We start from the raw sequence: 19,721 nt of genomic DNA on the forward strand, positions 1-19,721 counted from the left end.
GGTTCCGCTGATTTTACTCACACAGGGAGCGGAGAAGCTTAAGGTTCATGCGGTCTAACTCAAATTGAGGATCATCGTCCTTGGGCGTTTCGATCACTTTCGGCAGGCCGGAAAAGCGGCTGTCGGTCATGATGTAGCGAAACCCCTCAAGACCGATCTGTCCCTTGCCGATGTGTTCGTGGCGGTCCTTGTTGGCGCCGAGAGCCTCCTTGCAGTCGTTCAGGTGGAAAAAGCGGATTTTATCGATCCCGACAAGCCTGTCGAATTCTGCAAAGACGGCCTCGCAGCCTGCCGGGGAACGAAGATCGTAGCCGGCGGCAAAGGCGTGGCAGGTGTCGAAGCAGACTCCCAGCCGTTCCTTGTGGGTTGATCCTTCGATAATGTCCGCCAGTTCGCTGAATGCGCTGCCGAGGTTGGTTCCCTGCCCGGCTGTGTTTTCAATCAGTATTGTGACCGCTGTAGTTCCGGATAGGTCTATGGCTCTGTCCAGATTTTCAACGTACCTTTTTATGCCTTCATCCTTTCCGGTTCCAAGATGAGACCCGGGGTGGGTAACCAGATACTCAATGCCCAGAGATTCCGTCCTTCCCAGTTCCGTGGCAAATGATCTAACTGATTTTTCAACGGATTCATGCTTGGGAGATGCAAGATTGATCAGGTAGGAATCGTGAACGGAAACCGGGTAGCCGCCCCATTGTTTACGCAGTGTCTTGAAATTCGTAATTACTTCTTCTTCCAGCGGCTTGGCCTTCCACTGGCGCTGGTTGCGGGTGAAGATCTGCAGAGCGGTTCCCTTGATGCTCATGATTCTTTCAACCGCCTTGTCCACCCCGCCGGTAATGGGCATGTGGGCTCCGAGATAAATCAATTCAGTTTCCTTTTTCTGTCCGTGTGATAATTAGCAATTGCTCAGCCTGATTCTTTTATCCGTCCTCGGCCAGGCTCATGATTTCTGCCGCCAGCAGTCCGGGGTCAAGAAGCTCTTCAGACTGGTCCGAAATCAGATTGCGGTCAATCACTTTTACGGGAAGTTTTTTCAGCAGTTCCGCGCCTGTTCCACCGGGATAGTGCCCGCGATTGGAGTCAATGAGTATCCCGCTGAGGATTTTTTCCCGTTCGGTGAAAGCCCCGGTGTCCAGCCTTATTATTTCCACAAGTCTTTCCACCTGCAGTTCAAGGTCATGTTCCAGCAGCTCCGGGTCGTGTCCGAGGTTCGGTATGAATATTTTAGGGCAGGGGTTTGCAGCAACGGCCGCTCCCATGCCCCTAGGCGAGAGTGCTGCAAGTATGCTGGAGTAGAAGCTGCCCATCGGGTAGATGATGAGGTCCGCATTCTCAATCAGCATAAGGGCCAGCGACGATGCATGTACGGCCTGCGGCCAGGGATCGTTTACCCCCGAGCATATCCACATCCCGGCGATGGGTGAGTGGATAGGTTCAATTTCCTTGCCGGTGAAAAGGTGCTGTCCGGCCAGGATATCACCGTTTTGCAGTCGGACGGCCAGATGTCCGTTATCCACTGTTGCGGCGCGGACTGTTCCGCCTGCCCTGATGAGCCTTGCAAATTGGGCTATGGGCGGGGCCATCACCCTTTGGTGGGCCATGAATCCCGCTGCCAGAATGATGTTTCCAAGGCTCGCTCCGGAGGGGTTGAACCGGTCTCCCGCGAGATCCAGAAAGAGTGAAAAGCGGTCGGCCAGTATCTCGCGTGTAACATCGGATATTCCGGCCATGAGCGGGTGAGTCCCGGTAGACAGCCGGAGCAGTTCTTCCATGGGAACGGAAATGGCCCTGGAGTCCGGCAGCCGGGTTGAGAGCAGCCGCACAATGTTTTCCCTTTCCGGGCTTGCTTTGTCCGCCAGTGCCAGCAGTCGGTTGCGCACATCACCAACGGCAGGCATATCAAACAGATCACGCAGTAGTGCGGAGCTTCCGCCGGAATCAAACGTGGTGATTATGTAGGAGCATTCCCTGTTGATGGCGGCGAGTTCTGCTGCAAGGCCATTCAGGGCCGTGCCTCCGCTGAAAAAAACTATCCGCGGATTGTTATTGTTCGCCACCTTTGCCTCCCGGAAAATGCAGGCTGCTGCGAGCTGCTCTGTCTTGCATATGCCACCGTTTTTGACTACAGATTGTTCCTGACAACATCAGTGCTGTTATAAGTCTTAAAACATCATATAGCCCATCCATGCAGATATGAAAAACATTTTTCTCAACATCCACGGATTCGGTTCATCAGGAAGCAATTCCAAAGCAGCCGCACTCGCACAGGTCTTTCCGGACTATAATATCATCAGCCCGGACCTGCCTCCCGATCCTCAGGAGAGTCTTGCCATAATAGAAGATAACGTACTGGAGAATTGCGATAAACCGCTTGTGCTTCAGGGGTCGTCCATGGGCGGACTTTATTCGCTGGTCATGCATATGCGTCATGGCGTGCCTGCTCTGCTTATCAATCCTGCTCTTGCTCCCGGTGATCTTATTGCGGCAAAAGTAGGTGAACCATACGAGTTTTCAAACGGAGACAGCATTATTGTCAGCGAAGAACATGCCGAACGTTTTTTTACGGTCCAGAGGGAAGTTGAGGACGGAGTGATGGCCGGCATGGTCGACGGAAGGCAGATTCTGGCACTGATCGGCGAACAGGACGAATTGCTTGATCAGAACCGTATGAAGGATATTCTACGCAGGGCGGGGGCCGGGATAATAAGCTATGACACCGACCATCGGTTCAGCATTTTCGAAGAGGTGCTCGGCTCGGACGGCAGGGTGCGTGATTTTCTTGTCGGGGCACACTGAGTCCTGTCCCCGTGCCGTATCAGTCCTTGGAAGATCCCAGTGGCATGAGTCCGTTCATTTCGGAAATATAACCGTTTTCAAGATTATTGACTTCCATGATGTATGTTTTGAAAGTCAGGTCCATTGACGGGTCGGTAAACTTGTGCAGGCTGTAGGAGGGAGTGGAGAAGAATCCTCTGCGAGCCTTGTGTTCGCCGCCCATGCCGGGATCGTATGACCGGATTCCGTTGGCTATGGCCCATTCTATGGGGGTGTAGTAGCAGAGTTCGAAATGCAGAAAGCGTACTTCTTCAAAGCATCCCCAGTACCTTCCCCAGAGCCGGTCTCCCGAAAAGACGAACATGGACATAGCCAGCGGCTCAGGCTCATCATCCCTGTACGCAACCGTGAACATGATGTTTTCGCGCATGTTCGATTTGAGGCTGTCGAAAAAATGTCTGTTCAGGTATTTGCAGCTCCATACGCCGAATTTGTCGTTGGTCGATTCATAGCAGCTGTACATTTTGGAAAAGTAGTCGTCAGGTATTTCATAACAGGCCAGAGTTTCGACCCGTATCCCTTCTTTCCTTAACGCCTTTCTTTCTCTGCGGATTGTTTTGCGGCGGTTGCTGTTCAGGGTGGCCAGCCAGTGATCGAAGTCGTAAAAATTATCGTTGTTCCATATGTAGCCCTGATGCCTCCAGACCGCGTAGCCGTACTGCTCCATTTCTGCAGCCCAACTCGGGTCCGCGAAGTTGAAGGCGGAGCTCCCAAGCCCGTTTACCGCGCAAAAGCGGTCCAGAGTGCTGCATATCAGTCTCGTAACCCTGCCTGCCGGGGCGTCCGGGGCGATAAGAAATTGGTATCCGGAGGCCGGTGTGAAAGGGCTCATTCCCACCACCTTGGGGTAATAGGGAATATTCCCTTTCTGGGCCACTTCCACCCATACGCGGTCGAAAATGAATTCCCCTTCGCTCTGGTCGCGCACGTACAGAGGCGCGGCACCGATAAGTTTCCCCTCGCTGCGGATCAGCAGATGCGCCGGAAGCCAGCCTGTGGCCGGAGAAGCGCTGCCGCTTTCTTCCACCATGCGCAGCCAGTCCCATTCCAGAAAGGGAAAATGCACGGGGCGGGCAAGTCTGTTCCATTCATCGCGGCCAATCTCGGCAATGGAAGGTGCCCATGAAATTTCATATCCGTCCAGTATATCGGTCATTAACAGGTTACCTGAGCTTTTAAATGCCTATTTCTTCGGCAAAAGGTTTCGAGACGGAAAAGTAATCCGCCACCCATTCCATGAACACCCCTGAGGTGTTGGAGTACTGTTCGCTGTTCCAGACCATGTAGATGTCCATACCCGGAAATTCCTCCTTCAGGGGGACAAGGGCTATTCCCTTGCGGACCGTCCGGCTGTTTTCAGGAAGAAAGGTCACTCCCATTCCGGATGCAACCAGTGCCGAAGCCCCGGACAGCCCTGAAACTTCCTGACTTATCACCGGAGACAGACCTCTTTTTCCGAATGCCTTCATTATTTCATCGTGCAGGTCCGGCTGGCCGCTGCGCGGAAACATGATCAGGTGTTCTCCGGCCATCTCGGCCAAGGATACACTATCACGCGAGGTAAATATATGGTCTTCAGGTACAGCCAGAACATGATTTTTGGCAAAAAGCCTTACCGAAGACAGTCCGTCCATTGCATGACGGTATATTGAGGAGAAACCGACATCAAGTCCTCCGGATCTGATCAGTTCAAGCTGGGCGGATGTGCCGAACTGGCTGAACTGCATGGAAACTCCGGGATAGCGGTGACTGAAGGAACGCACGGATTCCGGCAGCATGCTGTCCATGGCTGTTTCAGTGAAGCCGACCTTGATGTTGCCGTATCCGCCTTTGGCCATCCTCCCGACGGTGGAAGCGGCTTCTTCTGTCCGATCAAGAATGGAGATAGCCTGTTGATAGAAGTATCTGCCCTCGCTGGTAAGCCTGACCTTGCGGCTGTTGCGTTCAAGCAGCTTTGCTCCCAGTTCTTCTTCAAGGGATTTGATCTGTTGCGAGAAGGGCGGTTGCGCTATATGCACCCTGCGTGCGGCTCTGCCGAAGTGAAGCTCTTCCGCAACGGCTATAAAGTATCTGAGTTGTCTTAGTTCCATATATTCAAATTGTATGAGGCTGACATTGTTTCCTCCATTCAACAATACTTCCGGTGTGATTACAATCTCATTTTATGCAGTTTTTTCCGGGGCAGGCAAGAGCCGGTACCGGAATAATCCTTTAGAGAGACCGCTTGTTTTCGAAAGTCAAAGGGTGTACCTCTCCATTAATTTCGTAATTCTGATGCGCAATGATTTCGATGAGCGCATTTCATATACGGCAGTCGGGTTGACCCTGATTTCAGGAAGTCCCGCCTGTCCTGTCCGGGAGTTTTCAAATCAGCATATCTGAGCGTCTCGGCAGGATTGCCGGAGTTGCTTCTGCCGTCGGATTTATCAATTAAGGAGTGAGCCATGATTGAATTAGACAACCTTTTGAACGATATCCAGCAACAATGTGATGACGCCGCCCACAGCATGTTCGGCGATGCCACGACCCGACGCTGGAAGAATCCGTCTTTTGCCCGGATTATGGAAGATCCTGATGCTGTCGGGGAAATGCACGGGGTATGCGGAGACATGATCAGGATTTATCTTAAGATCAGTTCCGGTGTAATCCGTGAAGCTTCCTTTTTTACCACCGGCTGCGGTCCCAGTATCGTGAGCGGAGATATCGCCTGTGAGCTTGCCGTGGGCAGGAGTGTGGATGAAGCCTCGGAAATAGACGGAGAAGAAATACTCACAGCTCTGGGCGGACTCCCGGAAGATAAAACTCATTGCGCCCATCTGGCCTCTTCCTCTCTGCAGGAAGCGTTGGGCAACTGGCTTGGCAGAAAGTCGGAATAGCACAGGTCTGTGCCTGCTCAGGATGCGCAGAATTTGAGTATCGATTTGATCAGGGTGATTTTTTTAACCGGTTTGGAGATGTAATCGGTGCACCCTGCCTTGAGGCAGCGGGTGCGGTCCGCTGTAAAACTGTCCGCAGTAAGGGCTATTACCGGTGTGGCCGGGTAGCCCATCAGCTTTTCGTATTCCCTAAGCTCGGCGGTTGCCGTGTAGCCGTCCTTGGCGGGCATCTGCATATCCATGATTACGAGATCGTATTTGTGCTGCCTGTACAGATCTACAGCAATGATTCCATCGGTCGCATACGTCAGTCTGAAGGGTGTGTCCTTGAGGTAAAAATCCAGCAGCATCCGGTTGCTCTCCGAGTCTTCGGCCACAAGGATGCGCAACGGGGGCAGGTCCGGAATCTCCTGCTGTATTTTCTTCTTCCTGTCCGCAGTTCCATATATATCAATCATTGCCTGCCGCAGTCCGCCTCGGGTAACCGGCCAGCGTACGCAGCCCTTTACACCGAAGATTCTGTTGACCTCGGGATGGTTGCTGCTGTCTCCGGGGGAGGTGGAAATGGTGCACAGGCTGGGGGAATTCTGCCCGGCATCATTGCTGGCGTCCTTGGTTTTTGCGGGGTCTTCGCTTTCCCCGAGTTTGTCCGGGAGTATGACAAGTTCAGCATCAGGACAGGGCTTCTCGCTGTCGGTGCAGGACTCTGCAGTCGTTTCGCAGTGAGCGCAAACAGCTCCCCAGGCATTCAGACAGTCGCAGATGTAATTTCTGACCACAGGGCTTTCTTCTATCACAAGAATTTTTCTTCCCTGCACGGCTGCCCTTACCGAGGCATCTTCTCCACTTGCTCTGGGTACCCGGTCCACTGATATTTCGGCCCGGAATTCGGCTCCGCCGGCAGGGATGTTACGTACGGAAATTATCCCCTCCATCAGTTTAACCAGATTGCGCGTAATGGAGAGGCCCAGTCCGGTTCCCCCGTATTTTCTGGTGGTGGATGAATCGGCCTGAACGAAATTTTCGAAGATCATGTCCACCTTTTCTTCCGAAATTCCTATGCCCGTATCCCTGACAATCAGGACCAGTCTGCTGCGGCTATCGGATTCTTTCTCTTCCGAGACTTCAAGGGTCACTGCGCCGGAATCTGTGAATTTGATGGCGTTGCTCAGCAGGTTGACGATAATCTGTTTGATGCGGGTCGGATCTCCCTTGAACAGGGACGGTGTTCCGGGTGCCACCTGGCAGGTGAAGACGAGTCCCTTCTTCCATGCGGTTACAGACATTATTCCGGCGACTTCATCGACCATGAGGTCTATATCGAAAACAGTGTTTTCAAGAGTCAGCTTGCCGGATTCAATTTTAGAAAGATCAAGAATGTCGTTTATAAGGCTCAGCAGTGCTCTGCCCGAGTCTCCGAATATTTTTACGTAGCTTTTCTGTTCTTCCGTGAGTTCTGTTTCCGCCAGCATCTCGGCCATGCCGAGAATGGAATTCATGGGCGTGCGGATTTCGTGGCTCATCTGGGCCAGAAAATCGCTCTTGGTCCGGCTGGCCACCTCAGCCCTGGCCATGGCTTCCTCAAGTTTTTTCAATGTTTCGGCCATGTGTGCGGAGTTGCGCTCCTCCACCTGTTTGGCCTTGAGGAGTTCCGCCGCATAGCGTTGCAGCTCCTCCTCATCCCTTTTGCGTCCGGTGACGTCTCGCGCAACGCTCAGCAGGGCATCCTGCCCGCGATATTCGATTTTTCTGGAGCGGATTTCGCAGTGCATGGTCGTTCCGGATGAGGTCTCCATGACACATTCGAAGCTGTCCGGACTGTTTCCTGCAAAAAGGGCGTTGAGCACTCCCCTGAGGCTTTGCCGTTCATAGGGCGGAACCAGCTCGAAGAATGTTTTGCTCATGAATTCTTCCCGGCTGTAGCCGAGGCTTGAGCATGCCGTGGAGTTGATTTCCAGGAACATGCCATCCAGATCGGTAATGCAGACGATATCCCCGACATTGTCGAAAAAGAACTGGTACTGCTCCAGCCCTTTGCTTTTGCGCAGACTTTGCAGCATCAGAGCCAGGGAATTCTGGAGAGCATTGATTTCGTACAGGCGGCTGCCTCTGAGGTCGATATCTTCTTCCAGCCCGTTTGATATGTTTCCGGCTGAATCCATAATGTCCCTGAGCGGGCGAGTCAGTTTGCTGCTGATGAAAAGCGAAACGATCACTCCCAGACCTGTTACGGCTACCACAAAGGGCATCAGCAGCCAGAAGGTCCGGTAGAGGGATTCATTTAATCTGCGGTCCGGAGCAAAGTAAGACAATCCTGGAACGAGATCACTTTTGAACAGTATGCCGTGCATCGATTCGTTTATGGATGCTTCGGTCATGCCGTTGCCTATTCGGGGTCCTATGGACACTGAAACAGTGTTTCCCTTAAACATATCAAATACTTTTCCGTTTTCGGAAATGAGTATTCTGCTCCCGGAGTTCTTTTTCAGTTCCTGCGCCAGTCTGGCAGCGGAGAAGTCCACAAGGCACGCAGCCGTTCCGACAAGTTCGGACCTGCTCCTGATGGGAATGGAAAAAATTGTGGAAATGCGGTCTTCCGGACCCGGACATAACGAGCAGTTGTACGGGGCGCTTTTCAGGGCGGATCGTACAAGTTTTTCATCGTACGGTTCGGAGGACGACGAAAATATTTTTTCGTCTCCCTTGCGTTGAATAAAGTAGTCGACCCCCGCAGGGAGCTGGTTGTACTCATCCAGTTTTTCGGCAAGAGGATAGTCTACACCGAGCATCATGGTTACCCGTATGGAATTGTCTCTGCCCAGTTCCTCCAGTCTGGATCTGGCCTGGTGTATGAAACCGTACACCTCAAGGCTGTAACCTTCACCTTCGGCATGTACCCGATCATAGAATTCATTCTTGAGGCTGCCTATGTAGCTGTATGAAAAAACTCCGCCAAGGGCCAATGCTGTAAAAACGACCATGCAGCATATGGCTGCTGATACAAGAGTTGAAAGTCGGTAAGTGGAGTTCTTTTTTTTCATAGTGATCGGCCGGCCAACTTTTTATTTGTACACAGCATCGGCAGCCATAAGCATGTCGTTTGGAATTGTCAGGCCAAGTTCCCGTGCCCGTTTCAGGTTGAAGACCAGGGCATATCTTTTGGCATCTTCAAGGGGAATATCCCCGGCGGGAGTCCCTTTCAGAATTCTGGCAGCCATTCCGCCCGCCTGCCTGCCCATGGCAATGAAGTCCACTCCTGCACCGCCGAGCATCCCCAGTCTGACAAAGGAGTAGTTAAGAGGAATTCCTGGAGTCCGGCTGTTGGCTACAGTCCATTTGATGATTTCTTCCGTGGTGTGGGTCCTGCCGTCTTTGTCCTGCAGCGTTGTTGCGGCCGAATAGATGGTTCCTGTCTGCGGGTCCTCGTCAGCTTCCTTTATTATTTCCATGTATTCTTCCCAGGAACGGGCTATGCGCAGGTAAAATTCTATCCCGGAACTGTTGCCGGGGGCTTCCATGAGGAATTGCTTGCGCACTGCCGTACCGGTGGGGGAGTTGTCGGATACCATGAGTATCTTTTCAAGATTCGGCAGTATCATTTTCTGTACGCGGAAGGCATCGGAAACCAGCAGTTTTTCATATACTCCGGTAATGTTGTGTCCCGGTTTGTTTCTGCTGTTCAGCCATTTCCTTGTCCTGTCGTAATCTTCCGGCTGGCCGTTCATCCCGCTGAACACAACGTCAACATCTGTATCAACAAGTTCAAGGCCGACGGTCCTGAAGGCGTTGTCGTCAAGAACCACTACTATATCCGGTTTTACCGTGTTTATCTCTTTCAGAACTCTGTCAGCTTCCTTGAGAATCAGTTCCGGGGTATTGTTGGTCCTTTTTGTGTCCATGGCACTGGCATGGATCACAAGGTTGTCGCCTTCAGTAAAACCTTTCTCGCGAAGCGCTTCCACAACACCCTGATGCTGTGGTGCTCCGCATATGTTTTTCATGCTGTAACTGTGTACAATAAAAACTGTTTTTTTCTCTTTATCCGCGGCAGACACTAAACTGCAAAATGCCAGAAGAACAAGGCAGACTGTCAGGCCGACCGACAGGAACTTGGTCATGTTTTCTCCGCTTTGTTTAATCTATATTCTACACAGGTAATCATGAATTTTGATCACCCTAGCATGTTTTGCCCGGTATCAGAACAGAGCGCAGTCTGTTTGTTCGGTGATAAATTAAATCATAATTGTCTATGGGGTAAATCTGAAAATCCCGAATACAGGCAGGTGATCGGAAGCGTCAATGTCCTTAATCACCCCGGCGCGTTCAAGTTTCAGTTTTTGTGAATAAAACATAAAGTCGTAGCGGTGTTTTCTTTCCGGAAAGGTGAATTGTTCATGGAGCCTGTCAGTGGAGTCTGTACGACTGGACAGGATTTCCTTAATTCCGTCGGCACTGTCCCAGATGATGTTAAGAAAGGGCTCTCGGAGCATGTCGTCCGTAGGGACCGGAGTTCCCCTGATGTAGGCCTGGAAGTTGAAATCTCCGCCGATTATGAAATTCCTGTTCCGTTCAGTTCTGCGTACCCAGTCTGCAAGAAAATTCGCCTGCGCAATCCTTGCGGCCCTGTTCCATACACAAAGGTGGACATTGAATATATCCAGTTCCCGGATGCCTGCCTTTACCGTGACCCGCTGCATGCAGGACTTCCAAAGCAACGGATAATAAAAGATATTCAGCAGGTTGTTTTCAAAAACAGGTTTGGCCGAGGTCAGGCAGAATTCATTGGACACAAGCGGGAATCTGGAAATTACGACAGTGGCCTTGGTTATTTTGCGTTCCTTGCGTAGCGGGAAGTACATATCCCAGTCCACAACCGGGGCCGCATATCCCCAGCCAAGTGTTTTCATTAGGATATCGAGCTGGTTCATGTACCAGCTTCGTTTTGAATCAAGGTCGATTTCCTGCAGGAGCACTACATCGGCCTTCCTGACCTTGATCATGGCTGCAAGCTTTTCCAGATTGGCAGTGAAGAAAGATTCGGGGTGTTCATCGGCCAGAGTGTGCTGCATGGGGCCTGCGGCAAATCCCATATTGTAGCTGATTATGGTGAATGTCTCTTCCGGTTCAGTCTGAATCCGGCTTTCCCCGCCGTATTTATTTATCGGGCCGGTTTCTATTCTGCTTATTTCAAATGGAGGGTCTTTGTACCATTTGAAATTAAACCATGCCGCAACAGCCAGGATAAGCAGAAAAAAAACAGGTGTAATATATCTTAAAAAAGTATACATCATTTTTATAATTTTCTCCTGCTTGAAGGATAAGACCTATTTGTATAAATTTGTTATGGTTATGTTAAGATATGTTAAAACAGTTAGCATTATTGCTCTGCTGCTGGCAATAATGTTTCCCGGAATATTACATGCGGAAGAGTTGCATCGTGAGCATGTAAAAATACTGTTCGGATACAGGTTTCCTCCCTTTTATACCATATTGTCCGCAAAAAATCCTGCGGAAAATCTGAGCGGCGTATTTATTGATGTTCTTTCAAACTTTAAGAAGAGTTATCCGCAATACATTATTGAATACAAATGTCTGCCCAGGGCGCGTATTTCAAAAATGCTGCGTGAGGGAGCTGCTGATGCGTTCGCTTTGTCTTCTCCCATGTTCAACAGTCCGGAAGAAAATGCAAAATTTGAAATATCCGTTCCCTTATGGTCTATAGAGGACCATCTGCTTGTGAGGAGTGATTCTGCTATCCGTTCTGCGGATATTTCTGTTCTAAAAGGAAAGGAAATAGCCGTCCTGCACGGAAACGGATACGGGCTCATGGATGAGTATTTTGAGCGAGGGTCAGTAAAAAAGCATCCGGTTTACAGCACATCCCAGATTCTGGAGCTGGTGCTGAGCGGACGGGTGGACGGCGGAGTCTGCAACAGGACGACTCTGCCCGCCCTCATGAGACGGGCAAAGCTGTCCATGTCTGATTTCAGAATAATTGAAGAACCTCTGTACACGTACAGCCTGCATCTGCTGGTTAAACGTGACAGGAAGGCTTTTCTGAATGACTTCAACAGGTTTATAAATGAAAACCCGTTGCCGGAAATAAAATAAATTTTCCTGTCATTGCCCTTCCGGAAAATAAAGAGGGCAGTTTTTGCCTTCTATGCGGACCAGCCTGATCTCGGCCGGTGGTGTTTGTTTTGCCGGTACAAAACAATGGTAAACCTGAAGTCCTGAATTAATAAGAAGCATTGCGCTTACAAGCACAAGTCCGAAAGCAAAAAAACCTCTCATCCATAATCCTCCGGAGGTAAAATTTTACATCTCCGGTCGGTAAAGCAAAAAGCGGACCTTCAGACGCTTATGGACATTTGAGTACCATAACTTCCGTCTGTGTGTTTTTGGCCCTTTTCAGTTTGTTTCCGCAGGTATATTCCACATACAGGTATTTCCCTCTGCCTGGGTAAGGGTCTCCGCATATGGTGCTCCCCACGATGATCTTGCATTTGTCGTGACCATTGCATTTTTTGATCAGGGCCGGTCCTGCATTGCAAAAGTATTGTTTATATCCGAGTTCGTTGCCCAGTTCAAAACTGACATTTCCATATTTTGCGCTTTGTATGCGGATCGTTTTTTCTGCAAGCACTTTTTCCGTCTTCCCCGACTCGGAACCGAATTCAACGGATTGCACGTCTTCCTTTTTTACCGGAACATTTATCACTTTTCCGTCTTTGAGGGTAATCTTCATCTCGGCATGAAGGGTGGAAACGGTGAACAGCATTCCCAGTATAACCAGCAGGGGAAATATTTTCCTGTTGTCACGAATCATGTTAATCTCCTTTCAGTTAATTGGAGCAACAGTACAGTATCTGCCTGCTTCATGCCAGTATAACAGCGGAGTATTCGTGATATGTCGAAACTGTTTTTGATTGCTGTCTGCCTGCTGACGGTGTTGTCCGCAGCTGCGGCGCAGGAACGTCAGTTTCTGGATGATGTGAAAAGGCCGCGCTACGGCTTTTCAGTCGAACCTGCATCCCCTTCCGAGCCTGCCGGACAGAGGGCCGAGCCCGGCCGAAGCCGTGAGAGCGGAGAGTTGACCAACGAGCCTGCCGGAGAAGAGGTCGGCAATTCTCGGTTTGGCGGGGTCTTCAAGGGGACCGTTACTGTCCACTACAAGGGAAGGATGGTCCGCACGCCAGCAACCCTCACCGTTAGCGCCGGCGGTAACAACTCCTTGAGTCATTATGATTATTATATTCTGCCGGAGAAGGGCGAGTATCTGGAAACTGTCTGGAAGCTGGAAGGATCGGATGTCCGGCGGTCGGTAACTGTTTCCGGGAACACCGTGTACGTTACGGATTTAATCGAATACGAGTCCGGTGGCGGCAACTCCCAGATAAGAACCCTAGTGTTCTCTGAGGACTGCTCCTCCCTGACATTTCTGAAAACCGAATTTGACGATGCAGCACGGGATACGGCCACGGGGCAGATAATAGGCCGGTTTATCCGGGTGAATTAGATTTACGGTGTTTAAAAAAGTTTCCCCCCGGCCGTTATCGGGGTGACCGGGGGGATAGCCGGGAAGGCTGGTACGATTCATCGCGAGATGAGGGAGTGTTGCTGACTGTTGATTAAGCTTATCCATGCCCGCAGGTCTTTACGGGCCGGTTACAATCCCTTGATGATATTGTGTGTTGTTGAATGAGCGGTATGATTTGATGTTCTTGAAAACAGTTTTCTTTTAGCACATAATCAATATTGCAAAACACAGGTAACCGAATCGGAGAATATGTATGTATATTTTGAAAAAAGGGCAGGAAAACAAGTTTCAGGATCTGGTGCCGCTCGGCGAAACGGACTGGCCGGATGAGGTTAAAAAGGAAATCTGCGATTTTTTTGAACATGCAGGGGTTGATGATCCCATGACCCAGAAACTTGTTGAGCCGGGGCTTCAGGGGTTCAGATTCAAAGACGAGAAGGGGGAAATCGATTGGGACGACGTTGTTGCCTATTTCAAATACGAGGCCCTGAGTGTGCTGATCATGCACGACGATAAGTTCAGGGAAAAGGCCGAGAAACTGTACAGCGAGTTCTTTGCCGATCACAAGTTCAAAGTCTGGAACCGAGACTGAGCGGACCTGGGTTATCCCTGCGGGAAATTTTCTGAGTGCGGGATCGCCCCGAATTGCCGGTCCGGGAGGAAAACAGCCTGTGCAGAAACAAGGGGTGTGTCGTCCCGGATTACTACGGTCTGTCGTGGATGCTCCGCGGTTCAGTCTCAGTCGGCGGGCAGTGAAAAGTCCATTCCAAGTCCGCCCATGAATATTTCCAATGCGGATTCTGCTTCCTGCCATCCTGCCGCACATTCCGGACTGAGGCTTACCGTAAGGGTGCGAACGGTGCCGTTTTCAAGCCCGGCGGCAAGAGCCGTTCCCCAGTCATGGATGTACTCATCCGTGAACAGGCGGCCCATTTTCCCATTACCCATACGTCCGAAGAAATAGTCGAGGTCCAGGTTGAATATCCATTTCCCGGTAAGTTCCCCTATGGCGTGCGGGAATTCCCAGGGCTCGTAGGCGGCGTATCCGATTCCTTTAGGCGGTGTGCCCTTGCCGTGGGTGGCGAAGGCCCATTCCGTAATTCTCTGCTGATATTCTGCGATGAATAAACCCAGATAGTTGTCCCATCTGAAAAGGGGGGTGACCGCAAAAAAGTCGTTGTCGTATCCGGCCGAAAGATATTCGGTTATGCCCATACCTTCAAATTCATCGTGGGGAAAGTGGGCATAGTCCTGCTGTGAAAAAAGGGCATCAAAATGGCGGTCAACGTGGAAAAGAGAAAGTTCCGATTCTGTTCTGAGCGCTTCACCCCAGCACCACAATGCGGCACGGTGGTTGTCCATTATGAAAACGTTATCCTGCTTCCAAAGAAAATTCAGTTTAACGGCAGTGGAATGATTGCGTCCCTGAAATTCTACCAGCCAATCGCCCATTGTGCAGCTCCTTCCAGATAAAAAGTCTTTCCGTCTTGAGTTCTGTTTCGCAGATTGTTTAGCAGTGTCTTTGTTTCCGGTCCAGAGCTGATACGGGAAACTCTCTTTTAATCGTTTAATTGCCCAACTGGTGTTTTTTGAGCCTTTTAATGGTGATTTGACTTTTAATTCTTAGTGGTTACCTTAATATTGGAGGGTGTTATGCAAATGAAACCCTCCGCTGCAGACAGTCTTGTGGGACACAAACCGCAGGAGGGCAATATGAGGGTGGCATGGATCAAAAAGATAATGATATTGGTTTTGTCTGTTCTGGTTGTTCTTTCGGCAGCTGTATGTTCGCATGCCGCTAGCTTCAGATTTGTTATGGAAAATAATGGTGCCACATGGAAGCTGGGCAATAACCACTATCTTGGCTCGATAGGTTTTAAAGATCTTCAGGCGACATCAGTTTTCACCGTTGCTGATATTAACGCGCACATTGATCAGGGGATGACCGTCAGTTTTTACGCAGGCAAGGGCCTTAAAGGCTACAACGAGTTTTCGCCGTTAGCTCCTGATACTGTCTTTGATTACACTTCAATAGCTGGTGAACAGGCGGTCGATAATGCTTTTTACGTTGAGTTCGCAACAGACAAAATTCGTTTTGCCCATTTCGGATTTGAGGGTCATAAACATCTGCACGGCAATATAGATCTTGGCTCACTCGAAAGTGTTCCTGCTCCTACTCCTGCCCCGTCTGCAGGGCTGTTGCTGGCAATAGGTATTGCGGTAACCGTTTGTGGTGCATTGTATTATGAAAACAGGCACTGAATCACTTCTTCTGTGAATACTCAATTCCGTTTCGCAAAAAAAAGCCCCCGACATTACTGCCGGGGGCTTTTTCTTGCGTGTGTTGCTGCTATTTAGCGAGCATTACACTGGTTGCCTTGATCATGGCTTTGATTTCGTCACCGACTTTGATGCCCATTCTTTCGACGGAGCTTTTGGTGATGACGGAAACAACTTCAACGCCGGGAGCAACTTCGATAGTTACTTCAGCGTTAACCATACCTACGGTTACTTCTTTAACTTTGCCGGGGATAAGGTTGCGTGCGCTAAGTTCCATAATTGTCTTCTCCTTGAGTATGTAATCAATTGATGTGATTGAGACAATAGACCTCTGTAACAATTGATGTCAACCTTAAGTTGTTATTATTGTTCAAAATTATCATGTATAATATATTAGTGTGTGCTTAGCACATTCTTTATTAAGTATAAATTAATGCTTCTGCTATACGGTCAGGCAACTACAAGTCCATTCGTAGGTAGGTATAAAACAATTTGTATTAAGCTCTGTTTTAATTTTATATTAATTATTATATTGAATGTTTCTGGGGCTCCATGTCTGTCTTGACGAGAGCATATCAAACTATAATTTCTCGCAATTTTCTCGGATTTGGCGTATGTTGCCTTTGAAACGTGAAATCAGGAGCAAAGGAGATACGATGTCGCAGAGTTCAAGCGGAGCTTTCAGCCACCCCAAGCCGTTTTATCTGTTGTTTTCGGTGGAGATGTGGGAGCGGTTCGGATATTACGGTATGCAGGCGCTTCTGGTGCTTTTTATGGTCAGAAAACTCGGCTTTACCGATGATCTGGCCGATACCACGTTCAGCGCGTTCGCAGCCCTTGTTTATGCCTTCATCTGCGCCGGCGGTTATGTGGGTGACAAGATTCTCGGCAACCGCAGGACCATGTTTCTTGGGGCCTTGGTGCTCGCTGCCGGATACGGGCTGCTCGGTCTGGACTGCGAGAAATTTCTCTATCCCGCCCTGGGTATCATCATCGCCGGTAACGGTCTGTTCAAGGCCAATCCTTCCGCACTGGTTTCCAAGCTTTATGAAAAGGGTGATTCGAGGGTCGACGGAGCCTTCACCCTCTACTACATGGCCATCAACATCGGATCATTCGCGGCCATGTCCCTGTGCCCGATAGTGGAAAAACATTACGGCTGGAATGCCGGTTTTTTCGTGTGTTTCATCGGGATGCTGATTGCTATCGTCAACTATATTGTATTTCGTTCGATACTTGAGCCCGTAGGCTCGGAGGCCGATTTCAGGCCGCTTTCCTGGCGCAACCTGATCGCGACAGTTGCGGGAACCGCGCTTGTTGCCGCGCTTTCATCCATTCTGCTTGTGCATCTGACTCTGGCCCATGGTATTCTTTATATCGCTCTGGTTGTTGTGGCGGTGCTTTACGTAAGGGAAATAACCCGGGCGGAACCGCATGAGCGGGCCAATCTGGTGGTCTGCCTGATTCTCATGGCCGAGGCGATAGTCTTTTTTGCTCTCTATCAGCAGATGCCGACTTCGCTGAACCTTTTCGCTTTGCGCAACGTTCATCCCGACATATTCGGCATACCAGTTGAAGCTGCCTCCTTTCAGGCTCTTAATCCGTTCTGGATAATGATCATAAGCCCGGTGCTGGCCATGGGTTACGAACGCCTGAGCAGGAGCGGAAAGGATTTTTCCCTGCCCGGCAAGTTCGCGCTTGGAATGCTCATGTGCTGTGCGGCGTTTCTTACGCTCGGAATGGTTGCCCGTTATTTTGCGGACTCCACCGGACACATCTCCGGAAACTGGCTGGTACTCAGCTACGGTTTCCAGAGTCTTGGAGAATTGCTGGTCAGCGGGCTTGGTCTGGCCATGGTTTCCCGGTTGACTCCGGAGCGCTCCATGGGTTTCATGATGGGCGCATGGTTCATGTTCCAGTCCGTGGCCATGGTTCTCGGCGGGGAAATAGCCACCATGGCAAGCGTGCCGGAACACGGCATAACCGCGCTTCAGTCCATAGACATCTATGATGATCTGTTTCTGAACATCGGGTACGCTACCGGGGTGATAGGTCTGGTCATGTCCGCCTGCGTTCCGGTGCTCAAAAAATACATATCGGACTAGCCGTCTTCCGGATTATCGTCATAAATATGCCTAAAAACCTTGCATGCCGACTGGAAGATGACTATTTATACTGAAAAGAAAATATGCAAATACGCAGGGCGGGAGCCCGTTTTAATTTGATTGAAAAATTCGGAGGAAACGAATTATGAGTAGATTCGGTGCAGCCGGTTCCGTATCCGCGAGACCGGAAGTCCTTAACGCATTCATGCGCGGCATTTACGGCTGGATGAGTGCCGGCCTGCTGGCTACCGCAGCCGTTGCCTGGGTGACCATTTCCAGCCCGGCAGTTATGAACCTTGTTCTGGCCCAGAATCCCCAGACCGGAATGATCGCACCAACCATGCTTTTCTGGGTTGCCGTCATCGGTGAAATCGGGCTGGTTTTCTACCTGAGCATGCGTATCGGGAAACTTTCCGCCGGCGCCGCCACCGGGCTGTTCATGGCCTACAGTGCCCTGAACGGATTGACCCTTTCCACAATCCTGATTGCCTACACTGCGGCATCCATTTTCCAGACCTTTCTTGTCACCGCCGGTATGTTCGGGGCCATGTCCATCTACGGGCTGACCACCAACCGCGACCTGACCGGCATGGGTGCGTTCATGACGATGGGTGTGTTCGGAATCCTTATCGCCATGGTCGTGAACTTTTTCATGCACAGTTCCGCTCTCAGTTTCGCCATTTCCATTCTCGGCGTATTCATTTTTGCAGGGCTGACCGCATACGATTCCCAGAAGCTGAAGGATATGGGTGAATACATCCCCGCCGATGACTCCACCGCAGTAAGACGCGGAACCATTCTCGGCGCACTCACCCTTTACCTTGACTTCATAAACATGTTCATCTTCCTGCTCCGCCTCATGGGTAACCGCGAGTAGGGCAGACCTTTTGACGGTTTTCAAGCACGTGCAGGCCGCAACAGGTCTGCACGTGCTTTTTTATTCGGTATGGTTGAAATATAAATATTTTCCTAAAAAAGGCGGATTATGGTTTCCCTGTCCGAAATTCAGGGGCTGTTGAGCCCTGTCCTTACCCCGCTGTCCCGGGGCTATTCTGCGCTAATGTCCCGCAGGGCCAGGCGTTACGCCATGGGCGAATGCGAGCAGTTCCGTCCTGCCTGCCCGTGCCTTTCCGTGGGGAATATCGGTTCCGGGGGCAGCGGCAAGACTCCGCTTGCGGACTGGCTTTTGAAGTGGGCTGATATACAGGAGCTTTCGGTTGTGCTGCTTACCCGCGGTTACGGGGCAAAACCTCCACATCTTCCCTACGTTGTCGGGCCGCACAGTCCTGCTTCGGAATCCGGAGATGAACCGCTTATGCTGGCGCGGGAGAACCCGGATGCGAGGGTGGTGGTTGATCCGGTGCGCAAGAGGTCCGGAGCATGGGCCAGCGAGGAATTCAGTCCCGATCTTGTCATTCTGGATGACGGCTTTCAGCACATGGCCGTCAAACGGGATATGGATTTTGTCCTGCTCACCCCGGACGATCTGAAGGACGGTTGGGACAGGGTTATCCCGCGCGGAACATGGCGCGAGGGGAAGGATGCCCTGCGTCGGGCGGATGTCTTTTTTGTTAAGAGCGGTGCGGAATCTTTCAAGTCCATGGCGGGGCTGGTAAAGGACAGGCTGGGGCCGTTCGGCAGGCCGGTCTTTCAGTTTTCGCTCCGGGCCGTGGGGCTGAAACTGCTTGGCGGGGGTGACCGTCTGGAGTTCGGCAGCGGAAAGTATGTGCTGTTTTCCGGCATAGGCAATCCGCAGATGCTTGTGGCCGATGCCCGCGAATATATGGGAAGGGAACCGGAAAAATTTATTGTGTTCAGGGATCACCATGCGTACACGGACCGTGATGTGGAGGACATCCGCAGACAGGCCGCGACGTTGGGGGCGAAAAGGATTATCTGCACTCCCAAGGATGCTGTTAAGCTGGCCGGGCTTGGGTGTGATGACTTTTATGTGATAGATCTTGAAGTGGAATTTCTGGAAGCGCTCTTTTTTGACGGCACGGCACCGCTTCCTTTTGATAAATGGTGGAATTTGGAAAGGCTGCTGAATAGTTCTCAGCAGAAGGAAAATTAAGTGGGAAG

Annotated in this window: 20 protein-coding genes; 9 read left to right on the forward strand and 11 right to left on the reverse strand. The window is 50.7% G+C overall.

The window, feature by feature from the left end; genetic code table 11:
• Window positions 1-13 precede the first annotated feature (13 nt).
• Both ACKU4E_RS17370 and ACKU4E_RS17375 read right to left on the reverse strand, forming a co-directional pair.
• On the reverse strand, window positions 14-865 hold the full coding sequence (locus ACKU4E_RS17370) for a deoxyribonuclease IV (protein ID WP_320172655.1): 852 nt from the start codon (window positions 863-865) through the stop codon (window positions 14-16).
• A gap of 58 nt (window positions 866-923) precedes the next feature.
• The gene (locus ACKU4E_RS17375) at window positions 924-2,060 is read right to left on the reverse strand and encodes a GAK system CofD-like protein (RefSeq protein ID WP_320172331.1); all 1,137 of its coding nucleotides are present in this window, start codon (window positions 2,058-2,060) and stop codon (window positions 924-926) included.
• 136 nt (window positions 2,061-2,196) lie between these two features.
• Between ACKU4E_RS17375 and ACKU4E_RS17380 the strand changes: the two genes are divergently transcribed.
• Window positions 2,197-2,799: a YqiA/YcfP family alpha/beta fold hydrolase gene (locus ACKU4E_RS17380; RefSeq protein ID WP_320172332.1), complete on the forward strand. Its 603-nt coding sequence runs from the start codon at window positions 2,197-2,199 to the stop codon at window positions 2,797-2,799.
• A 19-nt stretch (window positions 2,800-2,818) separates the two neighbouring features.
• On the opposite strand, the gene ACKU4E_RS17385 is transcribed toward ACKU4E_RS17380, so the two are convergent.
• Window positions 2,819-3,994, reverse strand: coding sequence for a GNAT family N-acetyltransferase (locus ACKU4E_RS17385; RefSeq protein WP_320172333.1), 1,176 nt, complete (start codon window positions 3,992-3,994; stop codon window positions 2,819-2,821).
• 19 nt (window positions 3,995-4,013) lie between these two features.
• Window positions 4,014-4,970, reverse strand: coding sequence for a LysR substrate-binding domain-containing protein (locus tag ACKU4E_RS17390; RefSeq protein WP_320172334.1), 957 nt, complete (start codon window positions 4,968-4,970; stop codon window positions 4,014-4,016).
• A 312-nt stretch (window positions 4,971-5,282) separates the two neighbouring features.
• Here ACKU4E_RS17390 and ACKU4E_RS17395 point away from each other — a divergent pair, with 312 nt between their 5' ends.
• Window positions 5,283-5,714, forward strand: a complete 432-nt coding sequence (locus tag ACKU4E_RS17395; protein ID WP_320172335.1) for an iron-sulfur cluster assembly scaffold protein — start codon at window positions 5,283-5,285, stop codon at window positions 5,712-5,714.
• 17 nt (window positions 5,715-5,731) lie between these two features.
• Here the strand turns inward: ACKU4E_RS17395 and ACKU4E_RS17400 are convergent, their stop codons facing one another.
• The 3 genes from ACKU4E_RS17400 to ACKU4E_RS17410 all read right to left on the reverse strand — a co-directional run bounded on the left by ACKU4E_RS17400 (window position 5,732) and on the right by ACKU4E_RS17410 (window position 11,005).
• Window positions 5,732-8,755 carry an ATP-binding protein gene (locus ACKU4E_RS17400; protein WP_320172336.1) on the reverse strand — a complete coding sequence of 1,008 codons (3,024 nt, stop codon included), beginning with the start codon at window positions 8,753-8,755 and terminating at the stop codon, window positions 5,732-5,734.
• Window positions 8,756-8,776: 21 nt separating this feature from the next.
• Window positions 8,777-9,832, reverse strand: a complete 1,056-nt coding sequence (locus tag ACKU4E_RS17405; protein ID WP_320172337.1) for an ABC transporter substrate binding protein — start codon at window positions 9,830-9,832, stop codon at window positions 8,777-8,779.
• Between the two features lie 129 nt (window positions 9,833-9,961).
• On the reverse strand, window positions 9,962-11,005 hold the full coding sequence (locus tag ACKU4E_RS17410; RefSeq protein WP_320172338.1) for an endonuclease/exonuclease/phosphatase family protein: 1,044 nt from the start codon (window positions 11,003-11,005) through the stop codon (window positions 9,962-9,964).
• A gap of 109 nt (window positions 11,006-11,114) precedes the next feature.
• On the opposite strand from ACKU4E_RS17410, the gene ACKU4E_RS17415 reads away from it, so the two are divergent.
• Window positions 11,115-11,825 (forward strand): transporter substrate-binding domain-containing protein, encoded by a 711-nt coding sequence (locus tag ACKU4E_RS17415; RefSeq protein ID WP_320172339.1) that lies wholly within the window; start codon window positions 11,115-11,117, stop codon window positions 11,823-11,825.
• 9 nt (window positions 11,826-11,834) lie between these two features.
• On the opposite strand, the gene ACKU4E_RS17420 is transcribed toward ACKU4E_RS17415, so the two are convergent.
• The gene (locus ACKU4E_RS17420) at window positions 11,835-12,008 is read right to left on the reverse strand and encodes a hypothetical protein (protein WP_320172340.1); all 174 of its coding nucleotides are present in this window, start codon (window positions 12,006-12,008) and stop codon (window positions 11,835-11,837) included.
• Window positions 12,009-12,075: 67 nt separating this feature from the next.
• Window positions 12,076-12,543, reverse strand: a complete 468-nt coding sequence (locus ACKU4E_RS17425; protein ID WP_320172341.1) for a hypothetical protein — start codon at window positions 12,541-12,543, stop codon at window positions 12,076-12,078.
• Window positions 12,544-12,624: 81 nt separating this feature from the next.
• Here ACKU4E_RS17425 and ACKU4E_RS17430 point away from each other — a divergent pair, with 81 nt between their 5' ends.
• Both ACKU4E_RS17430 and ACKU4E_RS17435 read left to right on the forward strand, forming a co-directional pair.
• Window positions 12,625-13,233 (forward strand): hypothetical protein, encoded by a 609-nt coding sequence (locus tag ACKU4E_RS17430; protein WP_320172342.1) that lies wholly within the window; start codon window positions 12,625-12,627, stop codon window positions 13,231-13,233.
• A 274-nt stretch (window positions 13,234-13,507) separates the two neighbouring features.
• Window positions 13,508-13,846, forward strand: coding sequence for a hypothetical protein (locus tag ACKU4E_RS17435; protein ID WP_320172343.1), 339 nt, complete (start codon window positions 13,508-13,510; stop codon window positions 13,844-13,846).
• A gap of 146 nt (window positions 13,847-13,992) precedes the next feature.
• Here the strand turns inward: ACKU4E_RS17435 and ACKU4E_RS17440 are convergent, their stop codons facing one another.
• The gene (locus ACKU4E_RS17440; protein WP_320172344.1) at window positions 13,993-14,706 is read right to left on the reverse strand and encodes a UPF0489 family protein; all 714 of its coding nucleotides are present in this window, start codon (window positions 14,704-14,706) and stop codon (window positions 13,993-13,995) included.
• A gap of 201 nt (window positions 14,707-14,907) precedes the next feature.
• On the opposite strand from ACKU4E_RS17440, the gene ACKU4E_RS17445 reads away from it, so the two are divergent.
• Complete coding sequence (locus tag ACKU4E_RS17445; RefSeq protein WP_320172345.1) at window positions 14,908-15,516, forward strand: hypothetical protein; 609 nt, start codon at window positions 14,908-14,910, stop codon at window positions 15,514-15,516.
• 88 nt (window positions 15,517-15,604) lie between these two features.
• Here ACKU4E_RS17445 and ACKU4E_RS17450 read toward each other — a convergent pair whose 3' ends face one another.
• Entirely contained in the window at window positions 15,605-15,811 is a 207-nt protein-coding gene (locus tag ACKU4E_RS17450) for a TOBE domain-containing protein (RefSeq protein WP_320172346.1), read from the reverse strand.
• 379 nt (window positions 15,812-16,190) lie between these two features.
• Here ACKU4E_RS17450 and ACKU4E_RS17455 point away from each other — a divergent pair, with 379 nt between their 5' ends.
• The 3 genes from ACKU4E_RS17455 (at window position 16,191) to lpxK (ending at window position 19,713) form a co-directional block, all read left to right on the forward strand.
• Window positions 16,191-17,639, forward strand: coding sequence for an oligopeptide:H+ symporter (locus ACKU4E_RS17455; RefSeq protein ID WP_320172347.1), 1,449 nt, complete (start codon window positions 16,191-16,193; stop codon window positions 17,637-17,639).
• 145 nt (window positions 17,640-17,784) lie between these two features.
• Window positions 17,785-18,516, forward strand: coding sequence for a Bax inhibitor-1/YccA family protein (locus ACKU4E_RS17460; RefSeq protein WP_320172348.1), 732 nt, complete (start codon window positions 17,785-17,787; stop codon window positions 18,514-18,516).
• A gap of 108 nt (window positions 18,517-18,624) precedes the next feature.
• The gene (gene lpxK, locus ACKU4E_RS17465) at window positions 18,625-19,713 is read left to right on the forward strand and encodes a tetraacyldisaccharide 4'-kinase (protein WP_320172349.1); all 1,089 of its coding nucleotides are present in this window, start codon (window positions 18,625-18,627) and stop codon (window positions 19,711-19,713) included.
• Window positions 19,714-19,721 lie beyond the last annotated feature (8 nt).

The sequence above is a fragment of the Maridesulfovibrio sp. genome (assembly GCF_963677005.1).
Taxonomy (GTDB): domain Bacteria; phylum Desulfobacterota; class Desulfovibrionia; order Desulfovibrionales; family Desulfovibrionaceae; genus Maridesulfovibrio.

Coding starts and splice junctions, on each gene's coding strand:
- ACKU4E_RS17430 (WP_320172342.1), top strand. CDS start 12,625: ATGTCGAAACTGTTTTTGATTGCTGTCTGCCTGCTGACGGTGTTGTCC.
- ACKU4E_RS17415 (WP_320172339.1), top strand. CDS start 11,115: ATGTTTCCCGGAATATTACATGCGGAAGAGTTGCATCGTGAGCATGTA.
- ACKU4E_RS17450 (WP_320172346.1), bottom strand. CDS start 15,811: ATGGAACTTAGCGCACGCAACCTTATCCCCGGCAAAGTTAAAGAAGTA.
- ACKU4E_RS17435 (WP_320172343.1), top strand. CDS start 13,508: ATGTATATTTTGAAAAAAGGGCAGGAAAACAAGTTTCAGGATCTGGTG.
- ACKU4E_RS17460 (WP_320172348.1), top strand. CDS start 17,785: ATGAGTAGATTCGGTGCAGCCGGTTCCGTATCCGCGAGACCGGAAGTC.
- ACKU4E_RS17385 (WP_320172333.1), bottom strand. CDS start 3,994: ATGACCGATATACTGGACGGATATGAAATTTCATGGGCACCTTCCATT.
- ACKU4E_RS17455 (WP_320172347.1), top strand. CDS start 16,191: ATGTCGCAGAGTTCAAGCGGAGCTTTCAGCCACCCCAAGCCGTTTTAT.
- ACKU4E_RS17440 (WP_320172344.1), bottom strand. CDS start 14,706: ATGGGCGATTGGCTGGTAGAATTTCAGGGACGCAATCATTCCACTGCC.
- ACKU4E_RS17420 (WP_320172340.1), bottom strand. CDS start 12,008: ATGAGAGGTTTTTTTGCTTTCGGACTTGTGCTTGTAAGCGCAATGCTT.
- ACKU4E_RS17425 (WP_320172341.1), bottom strand. CDS start 12,543: ATGATTCGTGACAACAGGAAAATATTTCCCCTGCTGGTTATACTGGGA.
- ACKU4E_RS17445 (WP_320172345.1), top strand. CDS start 14,908: ATGCAAATGAAACCCTCCGCTGCAGACAGTCTTGTGGGACACAAACCG.
- ACKU4E_RS17405 (WP_320172337.1), bottom strand. CDS start 9,832: ATGACCAAGTTCCTGTCGGTCGGCCTGACAGTCTGCCTTGTTCTTCTG.
- ACKU4E_RS17380 (WP_320172332.1), top strand. CDS start 2,197: ATGAAAAACATTTTTCTCAACATCCACGGATTCGGTTCATCAGGAAGC.
- ACKU4E_RS17410 (WP_320172338.1), bottom strand. CDS start 11,005: ATGATGTATACTTTTTTAAGATATATTACACCTGTTTTTTTTCTGCTT.
- ACKU4E_RS17395 (WP_320172335.1), top strand. CDS start 5,283: ATGATTGAATTAGACAACCTTTTGAACGATATCCAGCAACAATGTGAT.
- ACKU4E_RS17400 (WP_320172336.1), bottom strand. CDS start 8,755: ATGAAAAAAAAGAACTCCACTTACCGACTTTCAACTCTTGTATCAGCA.
- lpxK (WP_320172349.1), top strand. CDS start 18,625: ATGGTTTCCCTGTCCGAAATTCAGGGGCTGTTGAGCCCTGTCCTTACC.